This is a genomic window from Mesorhizobium hunchu (assembly GCF_040081975.1).
Taxonomy (GTDB): Bacteria; Pseudomonadota; Alphaproteobacteria; order Rhizobiales; family Rhizobiaceae; genus Mesorhizobium; species Mesorhizobium hunchu.
In genome coordinates, this window is the sequence record NZ_JBEBMG010000002.1 from 424,656 (window position 1) to 448,630 (window position 23,975).

Below are 23,975 nucleotides of genomic sequence, written 5' to 3' on the forward strand. Positions count from 1 at the left end.
TTTATCATTGCCGGAACGCTTTTTGGGTTCAAGGCTCGTGACTGGCCAAAAATAAACCAGAACTGGGGGTGCTGTTTCAGTTTATCCCTTAAGTCAAAACACTCACGGATAAAGCCGCGCCTTCTCCCAATCGTCGCCCTGGCGCCTGAACACCACCCGGTCGTGCAGGCGGAAGGGGCGGTCGTGCCAGAACTCGATCGTCTGCGGCAGGATGCGGAAGCCAGACCACCAGGACGGGCGCGGAATGTCGCCCACCGCATGGCGGGCCGTGTATTCGGCCACCGCCTTCTCCAGCGCAAAGCGGCTTTCGAGCGGCCGCGACTGTTTCGAAGCCCAGGCGCCGATGCGGCTGCCGCGCGGCCGGCTGGCGTAGTAGGCGTCGGCCTCGGCGTCGCTGACCACCTCGACCGGGCCGCGTATGCGCACCTGCCGGCGCAGCGACTTCCAGTGGAAGCACATCGCCGCCTTCATCGTGTCGAGGATCTCTCGGCCCTTGGCGCTCTCGAAATTCGTGTAGAAGACGAAGCCGCGTTCGTCGAAGCCCTTGAGCAGCACCATGCGCACGTCCGGCAGGCCATCGGCGTCGACGGTGGCGAGCGCGACGGCGTTGGGGTCGTTGGGCTCGCTCCTGCCGGCGTCGTCCAGCCAGTCCGCGAACAGCCGAAACGGCTCCGACGCCTCGGTGAAGTCACCAGTTGTTAACTCGGGATTGCTCATAGTTTATCGAATTCTTTCACAGGCCGGGGAGATTGCCGATTGTCGCCTGTCGCGCAAGTCTTTGACAGCCGGCCACGGACGCTTTTCGGTTCGGCCTGCAACCATGCCGCGATGGTCGCGGCCATGCTTGCATTGGCGGGTTGCGGCGTCGGCGGTTTCAGCCTCGACAAGGCCGATGTGGATCATTCGATCGTGACGTCCAGCGTTGCGCCCGCGCAATCAGCCACCGGCGTCGATATCACCGTCGACCAGACGACGATCCGCAACGCGGTGACGTCGGCCGACATCGAGGAGCTTGCCGGCAAGCCGCTCGCCTGGGCGAACCCCGAGACCGGGGCGCGGGGCGCCATCACGCAGCTTGCCCAATCCAAGCAGGGCGGGCGCATCTGCCGCTCGTTCGAAGGGTCGCGCGAAAGCTTCGACGGCGTCTCGATGTTCACCGGACAGGCCTGCATGGCGGGACCGGACGATTGGCATATCGAGAGCTTCAAACAGCTTTGATCTGCTGCCCGGATTTTCCGGGGACGAACATGCCCCGGACTGGAATTTCTTCCTACGCGATCGCATATAAAGGCCGACCCGTAACTTTCCTCTTGCAGGCAGGACTTTATGCGCGACCCCTATGAGGTGCTGGGCGTTGCCAGGAACGCCTCGGCCAAGGACATCAAATCGGCCTACCGCAAGCTCGCCAAGAAGTATCATCCGGACCAGAATCCGGATGACCCCAAGGCGAAGGACCGCTTCGCGTCCGTCAACCAGGCCTATGAGATCGTCGGCGACGAGAAGACCCGCGCGGCCTTCGACCGCGGCGAGATCGACGCCGAGGGAAAACAGCGTTTCCAGGGCTTCGAGAGCGCGGGCGGCGATCCTTTCGCCGGCTTCCGGCGCCGGCAGGGCGGCCCGGGCGGCGCGCATTTCGAGTTTCGCTCCGGTGGCCCGGCGGGTGGTCAGGGCGGCGATCCGTTCGGCGGCGGCGCCGGCGACATTTTCAGCCAGATTTTCGGCGATGCCTTTTCGCAGCAGCACGCCGGTGCCGGTACGCGCCGTCAAGCTGCGCCCGGCGGCTCCGACGTCAACGTGACGCTCGACATCACCGTCGAGGACATGGCGAGCGCGCCGAAGGTGACCGCGCAGCTTCCCGGCGGCCGCAGGATCGCCGTCAAGCTGCCGGCCTATGTCGAGGACGGCCAGACCATCCGCCTGAAGGGGCAGGGCGAGGCGTCGCCTCTGGGTGGCCAACCTGGAGATGCTTTGGTCCGCATCCGCCTGCGCCGGCATTCCTATTACCGCGTCGAAGGGCGCGACCTGCATGTCGACCTGCCGGTGCCGCTGAAGGAGGGCGTGATCGGCGCGAAGGTCGCTGTCGACACGCCGACGGGGCGGATCGCGCTCAACGTGCCCGCCTGGTCGAGCTCCGACAAGGTGCTGCGCGTCAAGGGGCGCGGCCTGCCGCTCAAGGACGGCGGCCACGGCGACCTCTATGCGCATGTGCGGCTGATGCTGCCCGAACAGGGCGACGCCGAACTCGAAGCCCTGTTGCGCGCCAAGGCCTGAGAAGACCCGGCCTGAGGCAAGACCATGCCCGTTCTTCAATCGTTTGAAGCTTGAAGGCTTTCTGTGCCTGTGCGATAGGCACTGCAAAAGCATCAAGATATTGCGGAGAACGCTCACATGGTGGGTGGACAGGGCCTGATGGCCGGCAAGCGTGGCCTGATCCTCGGCGTGGCCAACAACCGTTCGATTGCCTACGGCATCGCCAAGGCCTGCGTCGACCACGGCGCGGAGATCGCGCTGACCTATCAGGGCGAGGCGTTCAGGAAGCGCGTCGAGCCGCTGGCCGCCGAGCTCGGCGCCCATATTGCCGGCCATTGCGACGTGACCGATCCGGAAAGCCTCGACGCCGTTTTCGAGAACGTGGCCGCGAAATTCGGCAAGCTCGATTTCCTCGTCCACGCCATCGCCTTCTCCGACAAGGACGAGCTGACCGGCCGCTACGTCGAGACCACGCGCGACAATTTCCTGCGCACCATGGATATCTCAGTGTTTTCCTTCACCACCATCGCCAAGCGCGCCGAGCCGCTGATGAGCGAAGGCGGCTCGCTGCTGACGCTGACCTATTACGGCGCCGAGAAAGTGATGCCGCACTACAACGTCATGGGCGTCGCCAAGGCCGCGCTCGAGGCCAGCGTGCGCTATCTCGCCGTCGATCTCGGCGGCAAGGGCATCCGCGTCAACGCCATCTCGGCCGGCCCGATCAAGACGCTGGCGGCCTCCGGCATCGGCGATTTCCGCTATATCCTCAAGTGGAATGAATACAACGCGCCGCTCAAGCGCACCGTGACGCCCGAGGAAGTCGGCGATTCGGGGCTGTATTTCCTATCCGACCTGTCGCGCGGCGTCACCGGCGAGGTCCATCACGTCGATTCCGGCTATCACGTCGTCGGCATGAAGGCGGTGGACGCGCCCGACATCTCCGTCATTAAGGACTGACGGTTCCCGCACGGCTCCCTTCGAAAGACGCTTCAGCGCCATGTCTCCGCTTGTCTATATCGTCCGCCACGGCCAGACCCAGTGGAATGTCGACTACCGACTCCAGGGGCAGGCCGACATTCCCATCACTGAAGAGGGGCGGCGCCAGGCGAGCGCCAACGGCCGGCATCTGGCCGAACTGATATCCGATCCGGCGGCGTTCGATTTCGTCGCCAGCCCGCTCATCCGCACCCGCACCACGATGGAACTGATACGCTCGGCAATGGGGCTCGATCCGAAGGCCTACCGCACCGACGCGCGGCTGATGGAAATGAATTTCGGCGACTGGCAAGGCTACACCTTCGCCGAGCTGGAGGCGCGCAATCCCGGCTGCACGCGCGGCCGCGAGGAAGACAAATGGAATTTCGTGCCTCCCGGCAAGGACGCCGAGGGCTACGAACTGCTGTGCGAGCGCGTGCGGCCCTTCTTCGCGGAAATCGCCAAACCGACCGTCTGCGTCACGCATGGCGGCGTCATCCGCTCGCTCTTCCATATTTTCGGCGGGTTGGACGGCATCGCGGCGGCCAATGTGGAGACGCCGCAGGATCGGGTGCTCAAGCTCCAGGACGGGCAACTGGCCTGGCTCTGAGCGGGGCGTTCAGGCGCGGTGCGCCTGCGCCGGATGTCCAAAGCGCGCAGCTATCTTTCAGATTCGCTCGGCGCGCTCTAGGTTCTTGTTTTTGCGCATGTCTTTGTCCCGAAGCCGGTTTCCCGCTTTCGGGAGACATGTTTTAGTTCCCGTCGGAATCCGGCAGTTCCATGTCGGTGACGATGTTCTGCCCGTCGGTCACGTCATAGGCGATCACGACATCCATGCCGGGCTTCAGCGAATCGACGTCCATCTCGGCGTTGAGCTTGTAGGCCTTGCCGTCGTCCAGCGTCATCGTCATCGTATCCTTGTCGATCTTCTTGATGAGACCCTCGGTCTGTCCGGCAAGCGCTGTGCCGGCGAAAAGCATGGTGGCGATGGTGGTGACGCCGAACAGGATACGCATGGATTGTCCTTTTTTCAGATGCCGCCGTTCCCCGCAGCGGGCCAACTCGTTTGTTTGACGGGCGCAGGACAGCAGAAAGCAATCCAATGTGTCAAAAGTAAAACTGGCGACATCACAGGTGATTGCAGGCCGCCTGCCAATTTGACCGCCGCTCGAAACGACAATAGAAGGCGCCGGTAGCCGGAGGCGCTTCCGGCGCAGGGCTGGTTCGACGCATGTCTCACAATACTTTCGGTCATCTGTTCCGCGTCACGACCTGGGGCGAAAGCCACGGCCCGGCGCTCGGCTGCGTGGTGGACGGCTGCCCGCCGGGCATCCGCTTCACGCTCGCCGACATCCAGGCCGAGCTCGACCGCCGCCGGCCGGGCCAGTCGCGCTTCGTCACCCAGCGGCGCGAGCCCGACGAGGTGAGGATCCTGTCCGGCGTGCTGCCGGACGACGACGGCGCGACCCTCGTGACGACCGGCACGCCCGTCTCCATGCTGATCGAGAATGTCGACCAGCGTTCCAAGGATTATGGCGAGATCGCCCGCCAGTACCGGCCGGGCCATGCCGACTATGCCTATGAGGTGAAATACGGCCTGCGCGACTATCGTGGCGGCGGCCGTTCCTCCGCGCGCGAGACGGCGGCGCGGGTCGCCGCCGGTGCGCTGGCGCGCAAGGTCGTGCCGGGCCTGACCGTGCGCGGCGCGCTGGTTTCGATGGGCGAAAAGGACATCGACCGCGCCAACTGGAACTGGAATTTTATCGACGATCCCGAAAATCCGTTCTTCACGCCGGACCCGGCCTCCGTGCCGGTGTTCTCCGAGTATCTCGACGCCATCCGCAAGGCGGGTTCCTCGGTCGGCGCGGTGATCGAGATCGTCGCGGAAGGCGTGCCGGCGGGTCTCGGCGCGCCGATCTACGCCAAGCTCGATCAGGACATCGCATCCGGCCTGATGTCGATCAATGCAGTCAAGGGCGTCGAGATCGGCAACGGCTTCGCGGCCGCCCGCATCACCGGCGAAGAGAACGCCGACGAGATGCGCATGGGCAACGACGGCAAGCCTGTCTTCCTGTCCAACAACGCCGGCGGCATTCTCGGCGGCATTTCCACCGGCCAGCCGGTCGTGGCGCGCTTCGCCGTCAAGCCCACCTCGTCTATTCTTACGCCGCGCCGCTCCATCGACAAGGACGGCAACGATGTGGAGATCAGGACCAAGGGTCGCCACGATCCCTGCGTCGGCATCCGCGCCGTGCCGATCGGCGAGGCGATGGTCGCCTGCGCCATCGCGGATCATTATCTGCGGCACCGGGGACAGACGGGGAGATAGGGCAGTAAGGCAATAAGGCAGTAGGGCAATATGTTGCCAGTGCGCTTTCCCTGCCCTACTGCCTTATTGCCCTAAACTCTTATTGTCTTACGAGCGAAGCGAGCCCCATGCCCTACGACCAGAAAAAGACCGTCGAGGCCATCCGCGCCTTCGAGCGCGGCGAGATTGTCGTCGTCATGGACGACGACGGCCGCGAGAACGAGGGCGACCTGATCGTCGCTGCGGTGCATTGCACGCCCGAGAAGATGGCCTTCATCGTGCGCAACACCTCCGGCATCGTCTGCACGCCGATGCCCAAGGAGGAAGCCAGGCGGCTCAACCTCGCGCCGATGGTGGCGGACAACGATTCCGCCCACACCACGGCCTTCACGGTTTCCGTCGACTTCAAGCACGGCACCACCACCGGCATCTCCGCCGACGACCGCACGCTGACCGTGCGCAACCTCGCCAACGGCAATGTCGGCGCGAACGATTTCGTCCGGCCGGGCCACATCTTCCCGCTGATCGCGCGCGAAGGCGGAGTGCTGATGCGCTCGGGCCATACCGAGGCGGCGGTGGACCTGTGCAAGCTGGCCGGCCTGCCGCCGGTCGGGGTCATCTCCGAACTGGTCAACGACGACGGCACCGTCAAGCGCGGCCCCGAGGTCTCGGCCTTCGCCGAGAAGCACGGGCTGAAGCAGGTCTCCGTCGCCGATCTGATCGCCTACCGGCAGCGCCAGGAGACGCTGGTGCAGCGTGTCGCCTGCTCCGACATCGAGACCCCCGGAGGGACGGCCAAGGTCTACACCTACATGCTGCCCTGGGACGTGATGCACCATCTGGCTGTCGTCTTCGGCGATATCCGCGACGGCCACGACGTGCCGGTGCGGCTCCACTCCGAGGATGTGGTGCGCGACGTGTTCGGCACCAGCCATCGGCTCGACGCGATCATGAAGGCGATGGGCGAGGAGCGGCGCGGCGTCATCGTCTATCTGCGCGAGGGCTCGGTCGGCGTCGCGCATCAGGACCGCAATCGCCCGGCCGCCGGCGGCGAGGACCATGAAGAGGCCCGCCGCCGCGAGAGCGAATGGCGCGAGATCGGCCTCGGCGCGCAGATCCTCAAGGATCTCGGCATCTCTTCGATCCGGCTGATCGCCTCGCGCGAGCGCCATTATGTCGGCCTGGAAGGCTTCGGCATCCACATCGCCAGTACCGAGATTCTCTAGCGGAAATAGATGATCGCGCCCGCCGCGCCGTTGACGAAACGGCCGGCATGGTCGATCCTGCGGCATCGTCTCAACCGGGGGGAGGACGATGTGGGATTTCTCGATCGGCCGCTCGGTGTCGATCATGATAAGGACGTGGCCGTTCATCCTGTTCAGGATGATCGTCTATTTCGGCATCACGCTGGCCTATATCGCAGCGACCGGAACCGGTGCGGGCATCGGCTGGGGCGTGGGGCAGGCTTTCGCCAATGGCGGGCCGGAAGCCGGAGCCTTCTATGGCGGCGTCGCCGGTTTTGTATTGGTCTCTCTTGTTGTCTACTGGATCCGCGAATTCATTCTCTATCTGCTGAAGGCCGGGCATATCGCGGTGATGGTTCATCTGCTCGATGGCCGGTCCGTGCCGGGCGGTCAGGGTCAGCTCGCCTACGCGCGTGAGGTCGTTGCCGGGCGCTTCGGCGAAGCCGGCATCCTGTTTGTGGTCGATCAACTGGTGAAAGGCGCGGTCCGCGTCGTCACCGGCCTTGTCGGCGGCATTGCCGCCTTCCTGCCGATCCCCGGCCTGAACGGCCTTGTCGGCCTCATCAACACGGTGATCCGCATAGCGCTCACCTACATCGACGAGATCATCCTGGGCTACAATATCCGCGTCGGATCGTCCTCTCCTTTCGAGACCGCGCGGCAGGGTGTGGTGCTCTATGCCCAGAACGGCGCGAAGATGGTCAAGAACGCGGCGTGGCTGGCGCTGATCCTGTGGGGCGTCACCTTCGCCATCTTCCTCGTCATGCTGGCGCCGGCCGGCGCCGTCGTCTACCTCATGCCCGGCGAACTTGGCGGCTGGAGCTTCGTGCTGGCCATCGTCTTCGCCTGGGCGCTGAAGGCCGCCTTTGTCGAGCCGTTCGCCATTGCTTCGCTGATGCAGGTCTATTTCAAGGCGATCGAAGGGCAGGCGCCCGATCCTGAGTGGGACGCCAGGCTCTCCGAGGTCTCGCGCCAGTTTCGCGAACTGAAGGACAAGGCATTCGGTTCTTTTGGAGAAGCTGCCGCCCGCCCGGCCTGAGCGTCACTCCTGTGCCGGCAGGTCGGCGATCGCCTTGGTCAGCCCGGCGTCGCCGGATGCGCCATAGCGTTCGCCCATCACCAGTTCGGCGAGAGGCAGTCGTTCGCGCCACCTCCGCCGTTGCAGCTCCGGCGTCGTCGCGAAACCGGAGACCCGGCCGACGCACAGATAGGCGACCGGCACGACATGCTCGGGAATGCCGAGCAAGGCTTTGAGGGCGCCCTTGTCGAGGATGCTGACCCAGCCCACGCCGATGCCTTCGGCGCGCGCCGCCAGCCAGAAGTTCTGAACCGCGCAGACGGTGCTGAAGAGGTCCATCTCGGGATTGTGCCAGCGGCCGAGCGGTGAGTCCCTGGCGCGCTCGCGATCGCAGGTGATGCACAGGTTCAGCGCGCTTTCGCAGATGCCTTCGAGCCGCAGGTTCCGGTAGAGCGCCCGGCGGTCCTCGGCGACATTGCATTCTTCCTCGATGCGGGCCTGGAGGAAGATGTCGCGCACCTTCTCGCGTCGTCGCCTGTCGCGGATGACGATGAAATTCCACGGCTGCATGAAGCCGACCGAAGGCGCGTGGTGCGCGGCACGGATCAGCCGCGCCAGCGTACTGTCGTCGATCGGTGCTGCCACGAAATCCGAGCGGATGTCGCGGCGCGTGAAGATGGCCCGATAGACGGCCGCACGGGCGTCCTCGTCGAAAGCGTTGTCGTCCAGATGATGAGCGCCGGCATCCATCGCGTATCCCCTTGCGATCGAAAACAGGTCGCTCCGCCCGGCCTTGCGGGGCGACCGTCTTGCCTGGCCGGTCTTCTGGCTCGGGTTCGTCCCACATTCGGCGCCTTCCCGCCCTCAGGCAGTGGCATTTGCCGATGCGGTCCCCCTCACAGCGTTGGGCACGCCGCGGATTTGCACCGCGTTCCCGATTCTCCCGCTTCGCGGCGGGCACCTGGCGGGACCGAAACTAGCCCACGATCCCCTGTCTGCCTAGCGGAGAAGTGGTATCGGGCGTCCCGGGCGACTTTCCCCAGCCGAATTCAGCGCTTGCGTGGCGAAACGGCGTGTCGCGCTCTATGTTAGGCGCATGGTCACCCGCCTCTATACCCATCCGATCTACCTCGAACACCTGACACCCGCCGGACACCCCGAGCGGCCCGACCGGCTGCGCGCTATCCAGCGCGTGCTGGATGACGAGGCGTTCGCCGCGCTCGACCGGGTCGAGGCGCCGATGGGAGACGAAGCGACCATCCTTTATGCGCATCCGCAGGAGCATCTCGATCGCGTCCGCGCCGCCGTCCCTTCGGAAGGCATGACGCAGATCGATGCCGACACGGTCGCCACGCCGAAAAGCTGGCAGGCGGCGCTGACCGCGATCGGCGCCGCCAATGCGGCGGTGGACGACGTGTTCGAGGGCCGCGCCGACAACGTCTTCGTCGCCTCGCGCCCGCCGGGCCATCACGCCGAAAAGACGACGGCGATGGGGTTCTGCCTGTTCAACAACGCCGCGGTCGCCGCCCGCCACGCGCAGAAGAAGCACGGCGCCGAACGCGTCGCCATCGTCGACTGGGACGTCCATCACGGCAACGGCACGCAGGATATCTTCTGGGACGACCCCACGGTGCTCTATTGCTCGACGCACCAGATGCCGCTCTATCCCGGCACCGGCGCGAAGAACGAGACAGGTGCCGGCAACATCGTCAACGCGCCGCTGGCGCCGCGCACCGGCAGTGACACCTTTCGCGACGCCCTCCTGTCGCGCGTCCTGCCCTCCATCGACGCCTTCCGCCCCGACCTGGTCATCATCTCGGCCGGCTTCGACGCCCACCACCGCGATCCGCTGGCCGAGATCGATTTGACCGAAGAGGATTTCGATTGGGCGACCGGACAACTGATGGAAAAGGCCTCCACCCACAGCGCCGGCCGTCTGGTCAGCCTGCTCGAAGGCGGCTACGACCTGCAGGGGCTGGCCTTCTCGACCGCCGCCCATGTCGGCCGGCTGATGAAAGGATGACCGATGACCGCTGAAGCGAACGACGACGTCAAGACCAACGAGGACGTAAGGGCGATGAGCTTCGAGCAGGCGCTCGACGCGCTGGAGAAGATCGTCGACGACCTGGAGCGCGGCGACGTGCCGCTCGATCAGTCGATCAGGATCTATGAACGCGGCGAGGCGCTGAAGGCGCATTGCGACCGCCTGCTGAAAGCTGCCGAGGACAAGGTCGAGAAGATCCGCCTGTCGCGCGACGGCAAGCCGGTGGGCACGGAGCCGCTTGACGGGGAGTGACCGGCTCCGGCGTCACCGCTTGAATAGAGGAACCCGGCGGCTTATACTTAGCCAGACTTGGCTAAGGGGGCCGTCATGACCACGGTCAACATGCTCGAAGCCAAAACCTCGCTTTCCAAGCTGGTGGAGGCGGTGGAAAACGGCTCCGAGGAAGAGATCATCATCGCGCGCAACGGCAAGCCGGCGGCGCGGCTGGTGCCGATTGGTCCGGCGAAGAAGAAGCTTCGGCTTGGCCTGCTGGCGGGCAAGTATCCGCCAATGGACTTCGATGCCTTTCAGTCTATGGATGCCGAGATAGAGGCGATGTTCCTCGGCGAGAACGAGAAAGAGTGAAGCTTCTTCTCGACACACACGTGGCGATATGGACGCTGACCGAGCCACGGCGAATTCCGGCGCGCCTGATGGAATTAATCGACAGCACCGAAACCGTTGCGGTGGTTTCGGTCATTTCGATCTGGGAAATCTCGATAAAGCACCGGCTGAGACGGGCTGATAGCCCGCCTTTCTCCGGGCATGAGGCGATTGGCCATTTTGGCAACGCAGGATATTCGCTGCTGAATATCCTTCCTGCCCATGCGGCTTTCGTGGAGCGGCTGCCGCCGCTGCACGGCGATCCTTTCGACAGGCTCATGCTGGCGCAGGCGATCATCGAGAATATGCAGTTCGTGACATATGACCGCCACCTGTCGCGTTATGATGTCGGCATCCTGACATGGTCCTGAAGAAGGGAACTGGTCGATGAGCTTCTTTCCCGGAAACGATCCCGACATAGGCGACGCCTTCGCCTGCGACGCCCTCGAACTGATGGTCATCCCCAACGCCAGGGATATCGACGGCTTCCAGGTGCGCCGCGCCCTGCCGACGGCTAAGCGCCGGCTGGTCGGGCCGTTCATCTTCTTCGACCGCATGGGGCCGGCCATCCTGCGCGCCGGGCAGGCGCTGGACGTGCGGCCGCATCCGCATATCGGGCTTTCCACCGTCACCTATCTGTTCGACGGCAAGATCCGCCACCGCGATTCGCTCGGCACCGAGATGGTGATCGCGCCGGGTGACGTAAACCTGATGACGGCCGGGCGCGGCATCGTCCATTCCGAGCGCACGCCGGAGGAACTGCGCGGCGAACCGATGTCGGTTTCCGGCCTGCAGACCTGGCTGGCCCTGCCCGACGCCAGGGAAGAGATGGCGCCGGTGTTCGAGAACACCAGCGCCGCGAGCCTTCCCGAATTCGATGCCGACGGCGTGTGCGGCCGCGTCGTCATCGGTGCCTTCGACGGGTTGAAATCGCCGGTCAGCGCCTATTCGGACACGCTTTATGCCGATATCCGGCTCGATCCCGGCGCCAGTGTGAAGATACCGGCCGACGCCGAGGAGCGCGCGATCTATACGCTGTCCGGAGACGTGGTCATCGCCGGCGACGCTTTCCCGGCCGATCGGCTGCTCGTGTTCAAGCCGGGCGACGAGATCGTCGTGTCGTCCGCTTCCGGCGCGCATTTCATGCTGTTCGGCGGTGCGACTCTCGGGTCGAAGCGCTATATCTGGTGGAACTTCGTCTCTTCCTCGAAGGAACGGATCGAACAGGCCAAGGAGGAATGGAAGACCGGCCGTTTCGACATCGTCCCTGGCGACGAGGAAGAATTCATTCCGCTGCCTGGATAGCGCGCGGGGCTCCAGCCGGCCGTTGCCAGCGGCCATCCTGAATCGATTGTCGATCACACTGCGCTAACAGTCTGTTTACGCTGACTTTTGCGCTTTCGCTTACCTTTCCGGTTGGCGCTCTGTTCAGTCCTTCCTGCTATGCCGTGTGGCAGGCAGGGAGCTAAAAATGAAAACCATCCTTCCAACCTCGATCGCCCTTGCGGTCGCGACCGCGCCGGCTGTCGCGGGCGTGCGCTACGACCGCAAGCTCGAGCAGGCGGCCTTGGAAATCGTGGCAAGCAAGATCGGCGATATCCGCGGCGGTTTTTCCTACAAGCAGAAACCGCGGTTCGTGGTGGTCCAGGATGCGCTCGTCGCGCCAGCCCCTGAAGGTGGTGAAGTCACATCGCCTTCCGTTGTCGAGCCGGCCGGCCCGCCGCGTTCCTGAGGCGTGCCGCCCAGGGCAATTGCATATGGAATGTCCCCCCATTCCGGCCGCCGCACACCCCCACCCCTAACCCCTCCCCACAAGGGGGAGGGGGGACTCTTGCGGCAGCGCCACGACATAGCAACCTTGGCAATTTCGGACGCAAAGACGGCGGCGGCGTCCCCCTCCCCCTTGTGGGGAGGGGTTAGGGGTGGGGGTGTAGCGCCATATGCGATTGCCCTGGCCTGCCGCCGGCGCTGTCCGCGCTTGTCATTCGGTGCGGCTTTCGTCATGGAAGGTCATGACGTCCAACCAGCCAGCCAGCCAGCGCCAGCGGCTCGACGAAGCGCTTGTCCAGCGCGGCCTGCTTTCCAGCCGCTCGCGGGCGCGCGACGCCGTCGAGCGCGGCGCCGTCAGGGTCGACGGCGCGCCGGCGCGCAAGCCGGGGCAGGCGGTTCAGCAGGCCAGCGTCATTTCGGTGCAGGACCCAGCGCAGCGCTATGTCTCGCGCGCGGCGCTGAAGCTGATCGCCGGTCTCGATCATTTCGTCCTCGATCCGGCCGGTTGCCACGCGCTCGATATCGGCGCTTCGACCGGCGGCTTTACCCAGGTTCTGCTGGAGCGGGGTGCCGCTCGCGTCACCGCCATCGATGTCGGTCACGGCCAGATGGCGGCCTCCGTCGCGGCCGACCCGCGCATCGCCTCGATCGAGGGGTTGAACGCCCGTGACCTGACCGCGGACGATCTTGGCGGCGTCGCTCCCGATTTCGTCGTCTCCGACGTCAGTTTCATTTCCCTGAAATTGGCGCTGCCGCCGGCGCTGGAACTGGCCAAGGCCGGTGCCGTTGCCATCCTTCTGGTCAAGCCGCAATTCGAGGCCGGCCGCGCGGCGATCGGCAAGGGCGGGCTGCTGAAAGATCCGGCCGAGGCCGAACGCATCGCCAGAGAACTCGCCGTCTGGCTGGAGACGCAGCCGGGCTGGCGCTCGCTCGGTTTGTGCCCCTCGCCGATCGAAGGCGGCGACGGCAATCGCGAATTCCTGCTGGGTGGGGTGAAGGACCGTTGACCGATACGCGCTTCACCATCGACCGCCTCGGCGCACAGGGCGACGGCGTCGCCCGCGCTGACGGCGGCGACGTGTTCATCCCCTATACGCTTCCGGGAGAGGAGGTCACCGCCGCGCGCCTCAGGGACCGCGCCGACCTGCTGGCTGTGCTTGCGCCGTCGCCGCAGCGCGTCGCGCCGGCCTGCCGCCATTTCACCGAATGCGGGGGCTGCGCCTTGCAGCACTTCGAGGCGGAGGCCTATCGCGAGTGGAAGCGTGAGCGCGTCGTGCAAGCGCTACGCTCCAAACGCATCGAGGCGGAAGTCGGCCCGCTGGTTCCCTGCGCCGCCGGCGCGCGGCGGCGCGCCACCTTCGCCGTGCGGCGCACCGAAGCCGGCATGGTGTTCGGCTTCAACCGGCATTTGTCCCCGGAAATCGTGCCGATCGTGGAATGCCCGATCCTGCGGCCGGAGATCGTCGCCGCCTTTCCGATGCTGCGGGTTCTGGCCGAGCGGGTCTGCGCGACCGCCGCGCCCTTCCATCTGTCGGTGACCCTCACGGCTTCCGGTCTCGACGTGGCCGCCATGGGTGGTGGCAGGCTTTCCGACGAGCGCCGCCGCATGGCTGCCGATTTCGCCATTCGCGAAGGGCTGGCGCGGCTGTCGGTGGACGGCGGCGAGATCGTGGTCGAGCCGAGAAAGCCTGTCGTGACCTTTGGCGACGTCCCCGTGGCGATTCCGCCGGGCGTCTTCCTTCAAGCCACCGAGGCCGCCGAGCGGGCGATGGCGGCGCTGGTCGGCGATCATCTGCGCAAGGCGAAGCGCGTCGCCGACCTTTTCTCGGGCTGCGGCAGTTTTGCATTGAGGCTGGCGGCGCGCTCGGAAATCCAGGCCGTTGAAAGCGATTCTGCTGCCCTGGCGGCACTCGATCGCGGCTTTCGCTTCGCCAAGGGGCTGAAGCGGGTGACGACGGAAAAGCGCGACCTGTTCCGCCGCCCGCTCACCTTCAAGGAACTGAACGCCTTCGACGGCCTCGTCTTCGACCCGCCGCGCGCCGGCGCCGAGGACCAGTCCCGGCAGATCGCGCGCTCGGACGTGCCCTTCGTCGCCGCGGTGTCCTGCAACCCGGTGACGCTCGCACGGGACTTGTCGATTCTGCTGGAGGGCGGCTATCGCCTGGTAAGCGTCACGCCGATCGACCAGTTCCTGTGGTCGCCGCATGTCGAGGCGGTTGCCCTGCTGGAGAAGCCGCGCAAGCGGCGGTGAGAACCGTCCGATCCTTCACGGCCCAAGCCCGGCTGCCGGCGATCGGCCGATCCACCCGGTCGCTGGGCGGCCACCTCCCCGCCGCTCGATGGGAAAACGCCGGGCGATCCGGCCTGCGCTCCTCTCGGGATGGGGAAGAATAATCGCATATGGAATTTCCGGCACGATACCCCCACCCCTAGCCCCTCCCCGCAAGGGGGAGGGGAATCCATCGTCCGCCGATCGCGCCAAACGGCGGCCGGTTTGCGCCCACAGTGGCGAGAACGTCCCCCACCCTCTTGTGGGGAGGGGCTAGGAGTGGGGGTGCGGTGCCCCGTCGCCGACGCATTCCAGCGCATCTCCTTGCGGGGAGGGGCGGGAGGCGGGGGTGCGACGCCATATGCGGCTCTGCCGGGCAAGGGAAAGGTGGCTTGCGAAGCAGGACGGTACGGGACGATGCCCCCGATCTTACCCTTGAAACTGGCGAATTTTGCGCCTATTTTGACGTCATGATGTCAAATATTGTAAGGAGAGTGCGATGACCACTGCGCTCCTCGAAAGCCCGGCAATCCGCTTCGGCGACGACAAGGTTCCTTTCCTGTCGGCGCGGCGGGTGGCCGAATTGCTCGGCGTCACCCTGTCGGAGCTTGCGGCGCTGATCGGCGTCGCCCGCAACACGCTGGCCGCCCAAGCGGGCGCACGCAAATCCGGGGCGAGAAAGGCCGACGCGGCGCTGAGCCCGGTGGTGCGCATCCTCGCCATGGCCGGCGAGATGGCCGGCGGCGAGCAGCGCGCCGCCATCTGGTTCAAGCACCAGCCGATCCCCGGCTGGGCCGGCAAGACCGCCTATGATCTCGTCGGCGAGGGCAAGGCCGACAAGGTGCTCGCCTATCTGGAGGCCGTGCGTTCCGGCGTCTATGCCTGATCCGGCCGGACAGCCGCCGCCATCCTCGCACACGCTTTGGCGCGCCTTTGTGCCGCGCTGGGCCTATATGCCCTTGTCCGGCGAAGGGGCGGCGCGCTTCGGCGGGCGCTGGAACCCGGTCGGCCAGCCGACGATCTACGCCGCGCGCGAATTGTCGACGGCCTGGGCGGAATACAATCAGGGCTTCGTCCAACACCCCGCGCTGATCGCGCAGCTTCGGCTCGACGCGGCCAGACTGGTCGATCTGACGGACCCCGCGGAACTCGACGCGCGCCGCATCGATCCGTCCATCCATGCCTGCGAGTGGCGGGATGCGATGGACAGGGGCAAGGTTCCTGAGACCCACCGCCTGCGCAAGCGCCTCATGGGCGAGGGCGCCGACGGCGTGATCTACCCGTCCTTCATGTCGCCCGGCGGCACCTGTGTGGCGCTCTGGCGCTGGAATGCGCCCGGCGCGCTGAGGCTGACCGTCGTCGATCCGGACCATCGCCTGCCGAAGACGCAGGCGTCTTGGGTGTGATGCTGCACGTCATTCCGGGGCCGCGTAGCGGAGCCCGGAATCCAGAGCGGAGCGCTGGTAAGCTAGGTTTCGACGGGTAAATCCGGCGTCGTGCCTTATGAGGAAGGCCGGCGGACTGGATTCCGGGTTCCGCTGCGGCCCCGGAATGACGGCCCCGGGTAAGCGTCTGCGATTGCCACTTGTCTATACGGCTCAAACCTGCGTGCCGCCGACCGTCATCTGGTTCATCCTCAGATGCGGCTGGCCGACGCCGACCGGCACGCCCTGGCCGGCCTTGCCGCACATGCCGATGCCGGTGTCGAGCTCCATGTCGTTGCCGACCATCGAAACGCGGTGCATGGCGTCCGGGCCGTTGCCGATCAGCATGGCGCCCTTGATCGGCTGGGTCACCTTGCCGTCCTCGATCATGTAAGCCTCGGTGCAGCCGAACACGAACTTTCCACTCGTGATGTCCACCTGTCCGCCGCCGAACGACACGGCGTAGATGCCCTTCTTCACCGAGGCGATGATCTCCTCGGGCGTGTGCTCGCCGGCGGTCATGTAGGTGTTGGTCATGCGCGGCATCGGCTGGTGGGCGTAGGATTCGCGCCGCCCGTTGCCGGTCGCGTTCATGCCCATCAGCCGCGCGTTCTGGCGATCCTGCATATAGCCGACCAGTCTGCCGTCCTCGATCAGCACGGTGCGGTTGGTCGGCGTGCCCTCGTCGTCCACCGTCAGTGAGCCACGGCGCTCGGCGATGGTGCCGTCGTCAACGACTGTCACGCCCTTCGCCGCCACCTGCTGGCCCATCAGCCCGGCGAAGGCCGAGGTCTTCTTGCGGTTGAAATCGCCTTCCAGCCCGTGGCCGACGGCTTCGTGCAGCATTACGCCCGGCCAGCCGGAGGACAGCACGATATCGAACGTGCCGGCCGGCGCCGGCACGGCCTCCAAATTGACGAGCGCCTGCCTGAGCGCCTCCTTGGCGGCGAACTGCCAGCTGTGGTCGGCCAGGAACTCGCCGAAGCCGGTGCGCCCGCCCATCCCGTAGGAGCCGCTCTCCTGCCGGTCACCGTCGCCCACCACCACGGCGATGTTGATCCTGACCAGCGGGCGGATGTCGCGCACGACCTGCCCGTCGGCGCGCATGATCTCGACATGCTGCCACGACGAGGCGAGCGAGGCGGTGACCTGCCGCACGCGCGGATCGGCGTCGCGCAGGAAGGCGTCGATCTCCTGGAGCAGCTTCGCCTTGGCCTCGAAAGCGGGGGAGGGGATCGGGTTCTCGTCGCCGTAGAGATGGCGGTTGGTGCCGGGAGGGGCCGCGGCCAGCGTCCCGGAATAGCCGTCCTTGACGGTCGAGACCGCGCCCGCCGCGCGCAGGAGCGCCGCCTCGGACAATTCGCTCGAATGCGCGTAGCCGCTGGCCTCGCCGGCGACGACCCGCAGTCCGAAACCCTGGTCGGTGTTGAAGTTGGCGGTCTTGAGCCGGCCGTTGTCGAACATCAGCGCTTCGCTTTCCCGGTATTCCAGGAAAAGCTCGCCGTCGTCCGCGCCCGAGACGGCGTCGGACACGATCCGCTTGATGCGCTCGTCGGAAATGTCGAACTGGTCGGTCAGGGGAGAACGCAAGGCCAGAGGCTCCATGTTTCGCTAGTCGGCCCTATATAGGCGTCGCACGGGCCGCTTTGCACCCGGCAAAACAACGGATGAAACCACTTCGGCGTGATGGAAGGCTTGAAGGGTCACTGGTGGATAGGCGTCGGCGCGGCGGTCGGGCTCGCGGCCGGCTCCGTTTTCGGTGTCCAATATGCGATCGCCGGCATAGGCATCGGCATGGCCGGCGGCATCGCCGTCTATCTGGCTATGCGATAGGCGGGTCCGGCCGGCGGCGTCAGGGCAGGGCGGCGAAGCCGTCGGCGAAGCCGCTGAGATCGACCGGGATGCCGATGCCTTCCTCCGGCGTCTGGAAGACGATGAAGGTCGCCGACTTGCCGGTCTTGAGCGTATCCAGCAGCGGCTTTTCGAGGATGACCTCGGCGTAGCAGCCGTCCTGGAAACAGCGCACGAAATAGGCGCGGCCGATGTCCTTGCCGTCGACGTTGAGGCCGAGGCCGTTGGGCAGCAGCACGCCGAGCGGCGCCAGCACGCGCAGGATCTCGGCCTTGTTGTCGGCGGTGCGCAGCACGACCACCGACAGCCCCATTTCCGGCCGGTCCTCGGCCACGACGTTCTGCATCATGACGCACTGTTCGGAACTCGCCCCGGCAGGCGTGTCGCAAATGATCGACCAGGCGCCGTGCTTGGACTTCACGGTTCCGCTGGGCTGTGCCGCCTGTGCAGCCGTGAACCCGCACATCGCCGCAAGGGCGGCCAGGAAGAAAACCTTGACCAGGATGCTCGAAAACCGATGGGTCATGGAGGCTCCGTTGCCGAATCACCACACTTTAAGCCGCGTACAGGTTCCAGAAAAGCACGGCGAGCCGCTCAATCGCGCCCGAATAAGGCCGCAATGCGGAATTCTTCTCGCGAAATGGCCGAATCGGCCGCAAAAGCGGGGCGCCGCCCGCCTCCGGCCCGGGTTGGCCGATCCGCATGGCGAGCCTTGCCATGCTTTGCGCGCAAAAATGCCGCACGGATTCGGCCGCTCCTTTCTTGCGACGGGAAAAAGAGTATGGTTTGAACCAGAACCGGACGGTCGGGGATTCCCGTTCCGCCGGTCCTTGTACTTGCGGCCGTGTCGCGGGGGAGATGATGAGCGCGAAGAAAAAGTTTTTTGCAGGCGCCGGCGCCGTCGCCGCATTGCTGACGAGCGGCGCGGCCGAGGCTGCGCAGCCGAAGCCCTGGGAAATGAATTTCCAGCCTGCGGCCACCGACATCATGCGCCAGATGACGTGGTTCGAGCACTACACGCTCTGGTTCATCGGGCCGATCACGCTTCTGGTCCTTGCACTGCTGGCCTATTGCATCATCAAGTTCCGCGAGAGCGTCAATCCGACCCCGTCGCGCACCAGCCACAACACGCTGATCGAGGTGATCTGGACCGTCGGGCCGGTGATCGTGCTTTTGTTCATCGCCGTTCCGTCCTTCCAGTTGCTCACGGCCCAATACACGCCGACCGAGGATCCCACGCTGACCGTCAAGGCGACGGCGAACCAGTGGAACTGGGACTATGAATACCAGGTCGACGATCCGCTCTCCTACAATTCCGCCATCCTGGACGACGGGGACCGTGCCGCCGCCGGCAAGCAGGACATGGCGGTCTATCCGCGCCTGCTCACCGTCGATCACGAGCTGGTCGTTCCGGTCAACAAGCTGACGCGCGTGCTGGTGACCGCCACCGACGTCATCCACGCCTTCGCCATGCCGGCCTTCGGCGTCAAGACCGACGCCGTGCCCGGGCGCATCAACGAGGTCTGGTTCAAGCCCGAGAAGGAAGGCCTGTACTACGGCCAGTGCTCCGAACTGTGCGGCAAGGATCACGCGTTCATGCCGATCGCCATCCGGGTCGTGTCGGACGACCAGTACAAGACCTGGCTGACCGCGGCCAAGGCCGACCTCGACGGCGCCAACAAGGCGCTGATGGCCGAGGTCGACGGAACCAACAAGGTAGCCGCCGCCGGCAATTGATGCCGCGGCACGCAAGATAGGGAACGGAGCGGAAGATGGCTCACGCTGCAGCGCACGATGATCATCACGACCACAGGCCCCGTGGCTGGGTCCGCTGGGTCTACTCGACCAACCACAAAGACATCGGCACGCTCTACCTGATCTTCGCGATCATCGCCGGCTGCATCGGCGGCTTCCTGTCGGTCATGATGCGCATGGAACTGGCCGAGCCGGGCATCCAGATCTTCACGGGCCTGGCGCAGATGGTCTACGGCATGGATCCGGCCGCCGCCGTGGACGGCGGCAAGAGCATGTACAACGCCTTCACCTCCGCCCACGGCCTGATCATGATCTTCTTCATGGTCATGCCGGCGCTGATCGGCGGCTTCGCCAACTGGATGGTGCCGATCATGATCGGCGCGCCGGACATGGCCTTCCCGCGCATGAACAACATCTCGTTCTGGCTGCTGCCGCCGGCGCTGCTGCTGCTCATCATCTCCATGTTCGTGCCGAGCGCGCCCGGCGCCTACGGCGTGGGCGGCGGCTGGACCATCTATCCGCCGCTTTCCACCAGCGGTCAGCCCGGACCGGCCATGGATCTGGCCATCCTGGCGCTTCACATCGCCGGCGCGTCCTCGATCCTGGGCGCGATCAACTTCATCACCACCATCTTCAACATGCGCGCGCCGGGCATGACGCTGCACAAGATGCCGCTGTTCGCCTGGTCCGTGCTGGTCACGGCGTTCCTGCTGCTTCTGTCGCTGCCGGTCCTCGCGGGCGGCATCACCATGCTGTTGACCGACCGCAATTTCGGCACCGCCTTCTTCGTCCCCGAAAACGGTGGTGACCCGATCCTGTTCCAGCACCTGTTCTGGTTCTTCGCCCATCCGGAAGTCTACATCCTGATCCTGCCGGGCTTCGGCATCATCAGCCATATCGTCTCGACTTTCTCGAAGAAGCCGGTGTTCGGCTATCTCGGCATGGCCTACGCCATGGTCGCGATCGGCGGCGTCGGCTTCGTCGTGTGGGCGCACCACATGTTCACCACCGGCCTGTCGCTCGACGCGCAGCGCTATTTCGTCTTCGCCACCATGGTCATCGCGGTGCCGACGGGCGTGAAGATCTTCTCGTGGATCGCGACGATGTGGGGCGGCTCCATCTCGCTGCGCACGCCGATGCTGTGGGCGATCGCCTTCATCTTCCTGTTCACCGTCGGCGGCGTCACCGGCGTGCAGCTTGCCAATGCCGGCTTCGACCGCGCCGTCCACGACACCTATTACGTGGTGGCGCACTTCCACTACGTGATGTCGCTGGGTTCGGTGTTCGCCATCTTCGCCGGCTGGTACTACTGGTTCCCGAAGATGAGCGGCTACATGTATTCGCCGCTGATCGCCCGCACCCATTTCTGGGTGACGTTCATCGGCGTGAACCTGGTGTTCTTCCCGCAGCATTTCCTCGGCCTGTCGGGGATGCCGCGCCGCTATATCGACTATCCCGACGCCTTCGCGGCCTGGAACCATATTTCCTCCATCGGTTCCTACATCTCCGGCTTCGGTGTTCTGATCTTCCTGTTCGGCGTCTTCGAGGCCTTCCAGAAGAAGCGCATCGCCGGTGCCAACCCCTGGGGTGAAGGCGCGACGACCCTGGAATGGCAGCTGCCTTCGCCGCCGCCCTTCCACCAGTGGGAAGAACTGCCGAAGATCAAGTAAGCGGCATTTCGATGCCAGACGGAACCGCCGGCACCCGGCGGTTTCGGCCAGACGGAAGAAGCGGATTTTGAGTACGCATGGCCCTTGTTGACGAAACCCGGATGGAGGAGACGGGCTTCCGCATGTCGGAAGCGACCGCGGGCGATTTCTTCGCCCTCCTGAAGCCGCGCGTCATGTCGCTCGTGGTCTTCACCGCGTTCGTCGGTCTGGTCGCCGCGCCCACTCCCATCAATCCGGCCATCGCGGTGATCGCCATTCTGGCCATCGCCATCGGCGCCGGCGCGTCCGGCGCGCTCAACATGTGGTACGACGCCGACATCGACGCCGTGATGACGCGCACCGCGAGCCGCCCCGTGCCGTCCGGCCGCGTCACGCCCGGCGAGGCGCTGAGCTTCGGCCTCGTGCTTTCGGCCCTGTCGGTGATGACGCTGGGCGTGCTGGTCAACTGGCTCTCGGCGGCGCTGCTCGCCTTCACCATCTTCTTCTACGCCGTCATCTACACGATGTGGCTGAAGCGCTGGACGCCGCAGAACATCGTCATCGGCGGTGCCGCAGGCGCCATCCCGCCGGTGATCGGCTGGGCCGCCGTAACCGGCTCGGTCAGCCTGGAAAGCGTCATCCTCTTCCTCATCATCTTCCTGTGGACGCCGCCGCATTTCTGGGCGCTGGCCCTGTTCAAGAGCCAGGATTACGAGCGGGCCGGCATCCCGATGCTGCCTAACGTGGCGGGCGAGGCCTCGACGCGCCGGCAGATCTTCGCCTATGCGCTGCTGCTGGCGCCCGTCGGCGTCGCGCCCTGGCTGCTGGGCTACGCCAGCATCGCCTACGGGATTGCGGCGGCGCTGCTCGGCGCCGGCTTTGTCTGGTATGCCTGGAAGGTGCTTCGTATGCCCGACAGCGATCGCGTCATGCGGCCGGCCAAGGCGCTGTTCGGCTATTCCCTGCTTTATCTCTTTGCCATCTTCGCGGTCTATCTGGCCGACAGCGTGGTCGAGCGGATGCTGGCTGCCGCGGGTGGAGCATGACGATGGCCGACGACAAGCTGGAGCTGGTCACGCTGACGGAGCGGCAGAAGAAGGCGCGCCGCAACCGGTCGATCGCCATCGGGCTGGCGCTCGGTGCGCTCGTCATCATCTTCTACCTGGCGACGATCGTGAAATTCGCCCCTGCCGTTTTCGAGCGGTCGATGTGAGGGCACGATGACGGCACCCGAAAACAACACACCCCGCGGCGGCAATTCCAACCGCGTCATCGCGCTGGCGTGCTTCGCCTGCTTCGCGGGAATGATCGGCATGGCCTATGCGGCGGTGCCGCTCTATTCGATGTTCTGCCAGGCGACCGGCTACGGCGGCACCACGCGGCGCGCGGAACAGAGCTATGCCGGCAAGGTCCTGGACCGCGACATCACCATCCGTTTCGACGCCAACGCGGCCGATATCCCCTGGCAGTTCCAGCCGGTCAAGCGCTCCATCACCCTCAAGATCGGCGCGACGGGCCAAGCCCACTACAAGGCTGTGAACCTGTCCGACAAGCCGGTCACCGGCCGCGCCACGTTCAATGTCGCGCCGGACCTGGCCGGAGCCTACTTCAACAAGATCCAGTGCTTCTGCTTCACCGACCAGACGCTGCAGCCTGGCGAGACGGCCGACATGCCGGTGATCTTCTATGTCGATCCCGACATCGTCAATGCGCCGGAACTGAAGAACATCAAGACCATCACGCTCTCCTATACGATGTTCGCCGTTGAGGGGAACAAGCCGGTCGCAGCCGCGCCGGAGGCAGGAAGCGGAAAAACCACCGATACCGCAGGAACACTGGGGGGCTGACATGGCCGAGGCACACGCGAAACCGCATCACGATTATCATCTCGTCAGTCCGAGCCCCTGGCCGTTCCTGGCATCGATAGGCGCGCTGATCATGGCGATCGGCGGCGTCGCCTGGATGCAGTACATGAAGGGCAACGAATTCCACCTCTTCGGCGTCAACATCGCTTCGCCCTGGCTGTTCTTCGTCGGCCTGCTGGTCGTGCTCTACGTGATGTTCTCCTGGTGGTCGGACACCATCAAGGAAGCCCATGAGGGTCATCATACCCGCGTGGTCTCGCTTCACCTGCGCTACGGCATGATCATGTTCATCGCCTCCGAGGTGATGTTCTTCGTCGCCTGGTTCTGGGCCTTCTTCGATGCCAGCCTGTTTCCCAACGAGGCTTCGCAGGTCGCCCGCGCCGCCTTCACCGGCGGGGTGTGGCCGCCGAAGGGCATGGAGGTGCTCGATCCCTTCCACCTGCCTCTCTACAACACCATCATCCTGCTTCTGTCCGGCACGACGGTGACCTGGGCGCACCATTCGCTGATCCACGGCGACCGCAAGGGGCTTATCAACGGCCTCGTGCTGACCGTCGGTCTCGGCATCCTGTTCTCCTTCGTGCAGGCATACGAGTACATGCACGCGCCGTTCGGCTTCAAGGATTCCATCTATGGCGCGACCTTCTTCATGGCGACCGGCTTCCACGGCTTCCACGTCATCATCGGCACCATCTTCCTGGCCGTCTGCCTGATCCGCGCCATCCGCGGCGACTTCACCCCGAAACAGCATTTCGGTTTCGAGGCGGCCGCCTGGTACTGGCACTTCGTCGACGTGGTATGGCTGTTCCTGTTCGCCTGCATCTATGTGTGGGCTTCGGCAGGCGCCGTCATCGAGCACGCCGGCTGAGCGACGAAGACATGGGTTTCGGAGGCGGCCGCGCGGATGCGGCCGCCTTTTTGCTTTTTCCCGGCGCTGCGGCAGGAGATTT

The 23,975-nt window shown here is 65.3% G+C and carries 29 protein-coding genes and 1 riboswitch; of the genes, 24 read left to right on the top strand and 5 right to left on the bottom strand.

Annotation, left to right across the window (positions count from 1 at the left end):
• Positions 1-102: 102 nt before the first annotated feature.
• On the bottom strand, positions 103-717 hold the full coding sequence (gene pdxH / locus ABMA46_RS05540) for a pyridoxamine 5'-phosphate oxidase (protein WP_348998307.1): 615 nt from the start codon (positions 715-717) through the stop codon (positions 103-105).
• A gap of 39 nt (positions 718-756) precedes the next feature.
• Here pdxH and ABMA46_RS05545 point away from each other — a divergent pair, with 39 nt between their 5' ends.
• From ABMA46_RS05545 to ABMA46_RS05560, 4 genes are all read left to right on the top strand, one after another.
• Entirely contained in the window at positions 757-1,218 is a 462-nt protein-coding gene (locus tag ABMA46_RS05545; RefSeq protein WP_348998308.1) for an RT0821/Lpp0805 family surface protein, read from the top strand.
• A 108-nt stretch (positions 1,219-1,326) separates the two neighbouring features.
• Positions 1,327-2,271, top strand: coding sequence for a DnaJ C-terminal domain-containing protein (locus ABMA46_RS05550; RefSeq protein ID WP_348998309.1), 945 nt, complete (start codon positions 1,327-1,329; stop codon positions 2,269-2,271).
• 117 nt (positions 2,272-2,388) lie between these two features.
• Positions 2,389-3,207, top strand: a complete 819-nt coding sequence (gene fabI, locus ABMA46_RS05555; RefSeq protein WP_348998310.1) for an enoyl-ACP reductase FabI — start codon at positions 2,389-2,391, stop codon at positions 3,205-3,207.
• A 40-nt stretch (positions 3,208-3,247) separates the two neighbouring features.
• Complete coding sequence (locus ABMA46_RS05560; RefSeq protein WP_348998311.1) at positions 3,248-3,835, top strand: histidine phosphatase family protein; 588 nt, start codon at positions 3,248-3,250, stop codon at positions 3,833-3,835.
• A 142-nt stretch (positions 3,836-3,977) separates the two neighbouring features.
• On the opposite strand, the gene ABMA46_RS05565 is transcribed toward ABMA46_RS05560, so the two are convergent.
• Entirely contained in the window at positions 3,978-4,241 is a 264-nt protein-coding gene (locus tag ABMA46_RS05565; RefSeq protein WP_348998312.1) for a DUF1344 domain-containing protein, read from the bottom strand.
• A gap of 215 nt (positions 4,242-4,456) precedes the next feature.
• Between ABMA46_RS05565 and aroC the strand changes: the two genes are divergently transcribed.
• The 3 genes from aroC to ABMA46_RS05580 all read left to right on the top strand — a co-directional run bounded on the left by aroC (position 4,457) and on the right by ABMA46_RS05580 (position 7,816).
• Positions 4,457-5,554, top strand: a complete 1,098-nt coding sequence (gene aroC, locus ABMA46_RS05570) for a chorismate synthase (protein WP_348998313.1) — start codon at positions 4,457-4,459, stop codon at positions 5,552-5,554.
• 107 nt (positions 5,555-5,661) lie between these two features.
• Complete coding sequence (ribB, locus tag ABMA46_RS05575; protein ID WP_348998314.1) at positions 5,662-6,759, top strand: 3,4-dihydroxy-2-butanone-4-phosphate synthase; 1,098 nt, start codon at positions 5,662-5,664, stop codon at positions 6,757-6,759.
• Positions 6,760-6,847: 88 nt separating this feature from the next.
• Positions 6,848-7,816 (top strand): hypothetical protein, encoded by a 969-nt coding sequence (locus tag ABMA46_RS05580; protein WP_348998315.1) that lies wholly within the window; start codon positions 6,848-6,850, stop codon positions 7,814-7,816.
• A gap of 3 nt (positions 7,817-7,819) precedes the next feature.
• Here the strand turns inward: ABMA46_RS05580 and bluB are convergent, their stop codons facing one another.
• On the bottom strand, positions 7,820-8,545 hold the full coding sequence (bluB, locus tag ABMA46_RS05585) for a 5,6-dimethylbenzimidazole synthase (protein ID WP_348998316.1): 726 nt from the start codon (positions 8,543-8,545) through the stop codon (positions 7,820-7,822).
• Positions 8,546-8,593: 48 nt separating this feature from the next.
• Positions 8,594-8,775, bottom strand: a riboswitch (cobalamin riboswitch).
• Between the two features lie 116 nt (positions 8,776-8,891).
• Here bluB and ABMA46_RS05590 point away from each other — a divergent pair.
• From ABMA46_RS05590 to ABMA46_RS05635, 10 genes are all read left to right on the top strand, one after another.
• Positions 8,892-9,818 (top strand): histone deacetylase family protein, encoded by a 927-nt coding sequence (locus tag ABMA46_RS05590; protein WP_348998545.1) that lies wholly within the window; start codon positions 8,892-8,894, stop codon positions 9,816-9,818.
• A 3-nt stretch (positions 9,819-9,821) separates the two neighbouring features.
• The gene (locus ABMA46_RS05595; RefSeq protein WP_348998317.1) at positions 9,822-10,091 is read left to right on the top strand and encodes an exodeoxyribonuclease VII small subunit; all 270 of its coding nucleotides are present in this window, start codon (positions 9,822-9,824) and stop codon (positions 10,089-10,091) included.
• A gap of 75 nt (positions 10,092-10,166) precedes the next feature.
• A complete protein-coding gene (locus ABMA46_RS05600) occupies positions 10,167-10,424 on the top strand; it encodes a type II toxin-antitoxin system Phd/YefM family antitoxin (protein ID WP_348998318.1) in 258 nt (85 codons plus the stop codon).
• The gene (locus ABMA46_RS05605) at positions 10,421-10,813 is read left to right on the top strand and encodes a type II toxin-antitoxin system VapC family toxin (RefSeq protein ID WP_348998319.1); all 393 of its coding nucleotides are present in this window, start codon (positions 10,421-10,423) and stop codon (positions 10,811-10,813) included. Before ABMA46_RS05600 ends, ABMA46_RS05605 begins: the two co-directional genes overlap by 4 nt.
• A gap of 16 nt (positions 10,814-10,829) precedes the next feature.
• Positions 10,830-11,747, top strand: a complete 918-nt coding sequence (locus tag ABMA46_RS05610) for a pirin family protein (RefSeq protein ID WP_348998320.1) — start codon at positions 10,830-10,832, stop codon at positions 11,745-11,747.
• A gap of 166 nt (positions 11,748-11,913) precedes the next feature.
• Positions 11,914-12,174, top strand: coding sequence for a hypothetical protein (locus ABMA46_RS05615; protein WP_348998321.1), 261 nt, complete (start codon positions 11,914-11,916; stop codon positions 12,172-12,174).
• A gap of 280 nt (positions 12,175-12,454) precedes the next feature.
• Complete coding sequence (locus ABMA46_RS05620; protein WP_348998322.1) at positions 12,455-13,219, top strand: TlyA family RNA methyltransferase; 765 nt, start codon at positions 12,455-12,457, stop codon at positions 13,217-13,219.
• Positions 13,216-14,463, top strand: a complete 1,248-nt coding sequence (locus ABMA46_RS05625) for a class I SAM-dependent RNA methyltransferase (protein ID WP_348998323.1) — start codon at positions 13,216-13,218, stop codon at positions 14,461-14,463. Before ABMA46_RS05620 ends, ABMA46_RS05625 begins: the two co-directional genes overlap by 4 nt.
• Positions 14,464-14,980: 517 nt before the next feature.
• Entirely contained in the window at positions 14,981-15,367 is a 387-nt protein-coding gene (locus tag ABMA46_RS05630) for an antitoxin Xre/MbcA/ParS toxin-binding domain-containing protein (protein WP_348998324.1), read from the top strand.
• Positions 15,360-15,887: an RES family NAD+ phosphorylase gene (locus ABMA46_RS05635; RefSeq protein ID WP_348998325.1), complete on the top strand. Its 528-nt coding sequence runs from the start codon at positions 15,360-15,362 to the stop codon at positions 15,885-15,887. Before ABMA46_RS05630 ends, ABMA46_RS05635 begins: the two co-directional genes overlap by 8 nt.
• A gap of 192 nt (positions 15,888-16,079) precedes the next feature.
• Here the strand turns inward: ABMA46_RS05635 and tldD are convergent, their stop codons facing one another.
• On the bottom strand, positions 16,080-17,495 hold the full coding sequence (gene tldD / locus ABMA46_RS05640) for a metalloprotease TldD (protein WP_425475692.1): 1,416 nt from the start codon (positions 17,493-17,495) through the stop codon (positions 16,080-16,082).
• Positions 17,496-17,588: 93 nt separating this feature from the next.
• Here tldD and ABMA46_RS05645 point away from each other — a divergent pair, with 93 nt between their 5' ends.
• Complete coding sequence (locus tag ABMA46_RS05645) at positions 17,589-17,738, top strand: hypothetical protein (RefSeq protein ID WP_348998326.1); 150 nt, start codon at positions 17,589-17,591, stop codon at positions 17,736-17,738.
• A 19-nt stretch (positions 17,739-17,757) separates the two neighbouring features.
• Here the strand turns inward: ABMA46_RS05645 and ABMA46_RS05650 are convergent, their stop codons facing one another.
• Entirely contained in the window at positions 17,758-18,282 is a 525-nt protein-coding gene (locus tag ABMA46_RS05650; RefSeq protein WP_425475693.1) for an invasion associated locus B family protein, read from the bottom strand.
• A gap of 335 nt (positions 18,283-18,617) precedes the next feature.
• Here ABMA46_RS05650 and coxB point away from each other — a divergent pair, with 335 nt between their 5' ends.
• From coxB to ABMA46_RS05680, 6 genes are all read left to right on the top strand, one after another.
• Positions 18,618-19,493, top strand: a complete 876-nt coding sequence (gene coxB, locus ABMA46_RS05655) for a cytochrome c oxidase subunit II (RefSeq protein WP_348998327.1) — start codon at positions 18,618-18,620, stop codon at positions 19,491-19,493.
• Positions 19,494-19,528: 35 nt separating this feature from the next.
• A complete protein-coding gene (ctaD, locus tag ABMA46_RS05660) occupies positions 19,529-21,181 on the top strand; it encodes a cytochrome c oxidase subunit I (RefSeq protein WP_348998328.1) in 1,653 nt (550 codons plus the stop codon).
• A 77-nt stretch (positions 21,182-21,258) separates the two neighbouring features.
• A complete protein-coding gene (locus ABMA46_RS05665; RefSeq protein ID WP_348998329.1) occupies positions 21,259-22,206 on the top strand; it encodes a heme o synthase in 948 nt (315 codons plus the stop codon).
• A gap of 2 nt (positions 22,207-22,208) precedes the next feature.
• Positions 22,209-22,373 (top strand): hypothetical protein, encoded by a 165-nt coding sequence (locus tag ABMA46_RS05670; protein WP_348998556.1) that lies wholly within the window; start codon positions 22,209-22,211, stop codon positions 22,371-22,373.
• A 7-nt stretch (positions 22,374-22,380) separates the two neighbouring features.
• Entirely contained in the window at positions 22,381-23,007 is a 627-nt protein-coding gene (locus ABMA46_RS05675) for a cytochrome c oxidase assembly protein (protein ID WP_348998330.1), read from the top strand.
• 1 nt (position 23,008) lies between these two features.
• Positions 23,009-23,893, top strand: a complete 885-nt coding sequence (locus ABMA46_RS05680; protein WP_348998331.1) for a cytochrome c oxidase subunit 3 — start codon at positions 23,009-23,011, stop codon at positions 23,891-23,893.
• Positions 23,894-23,975: the final 82 nt, after the last annotated feature.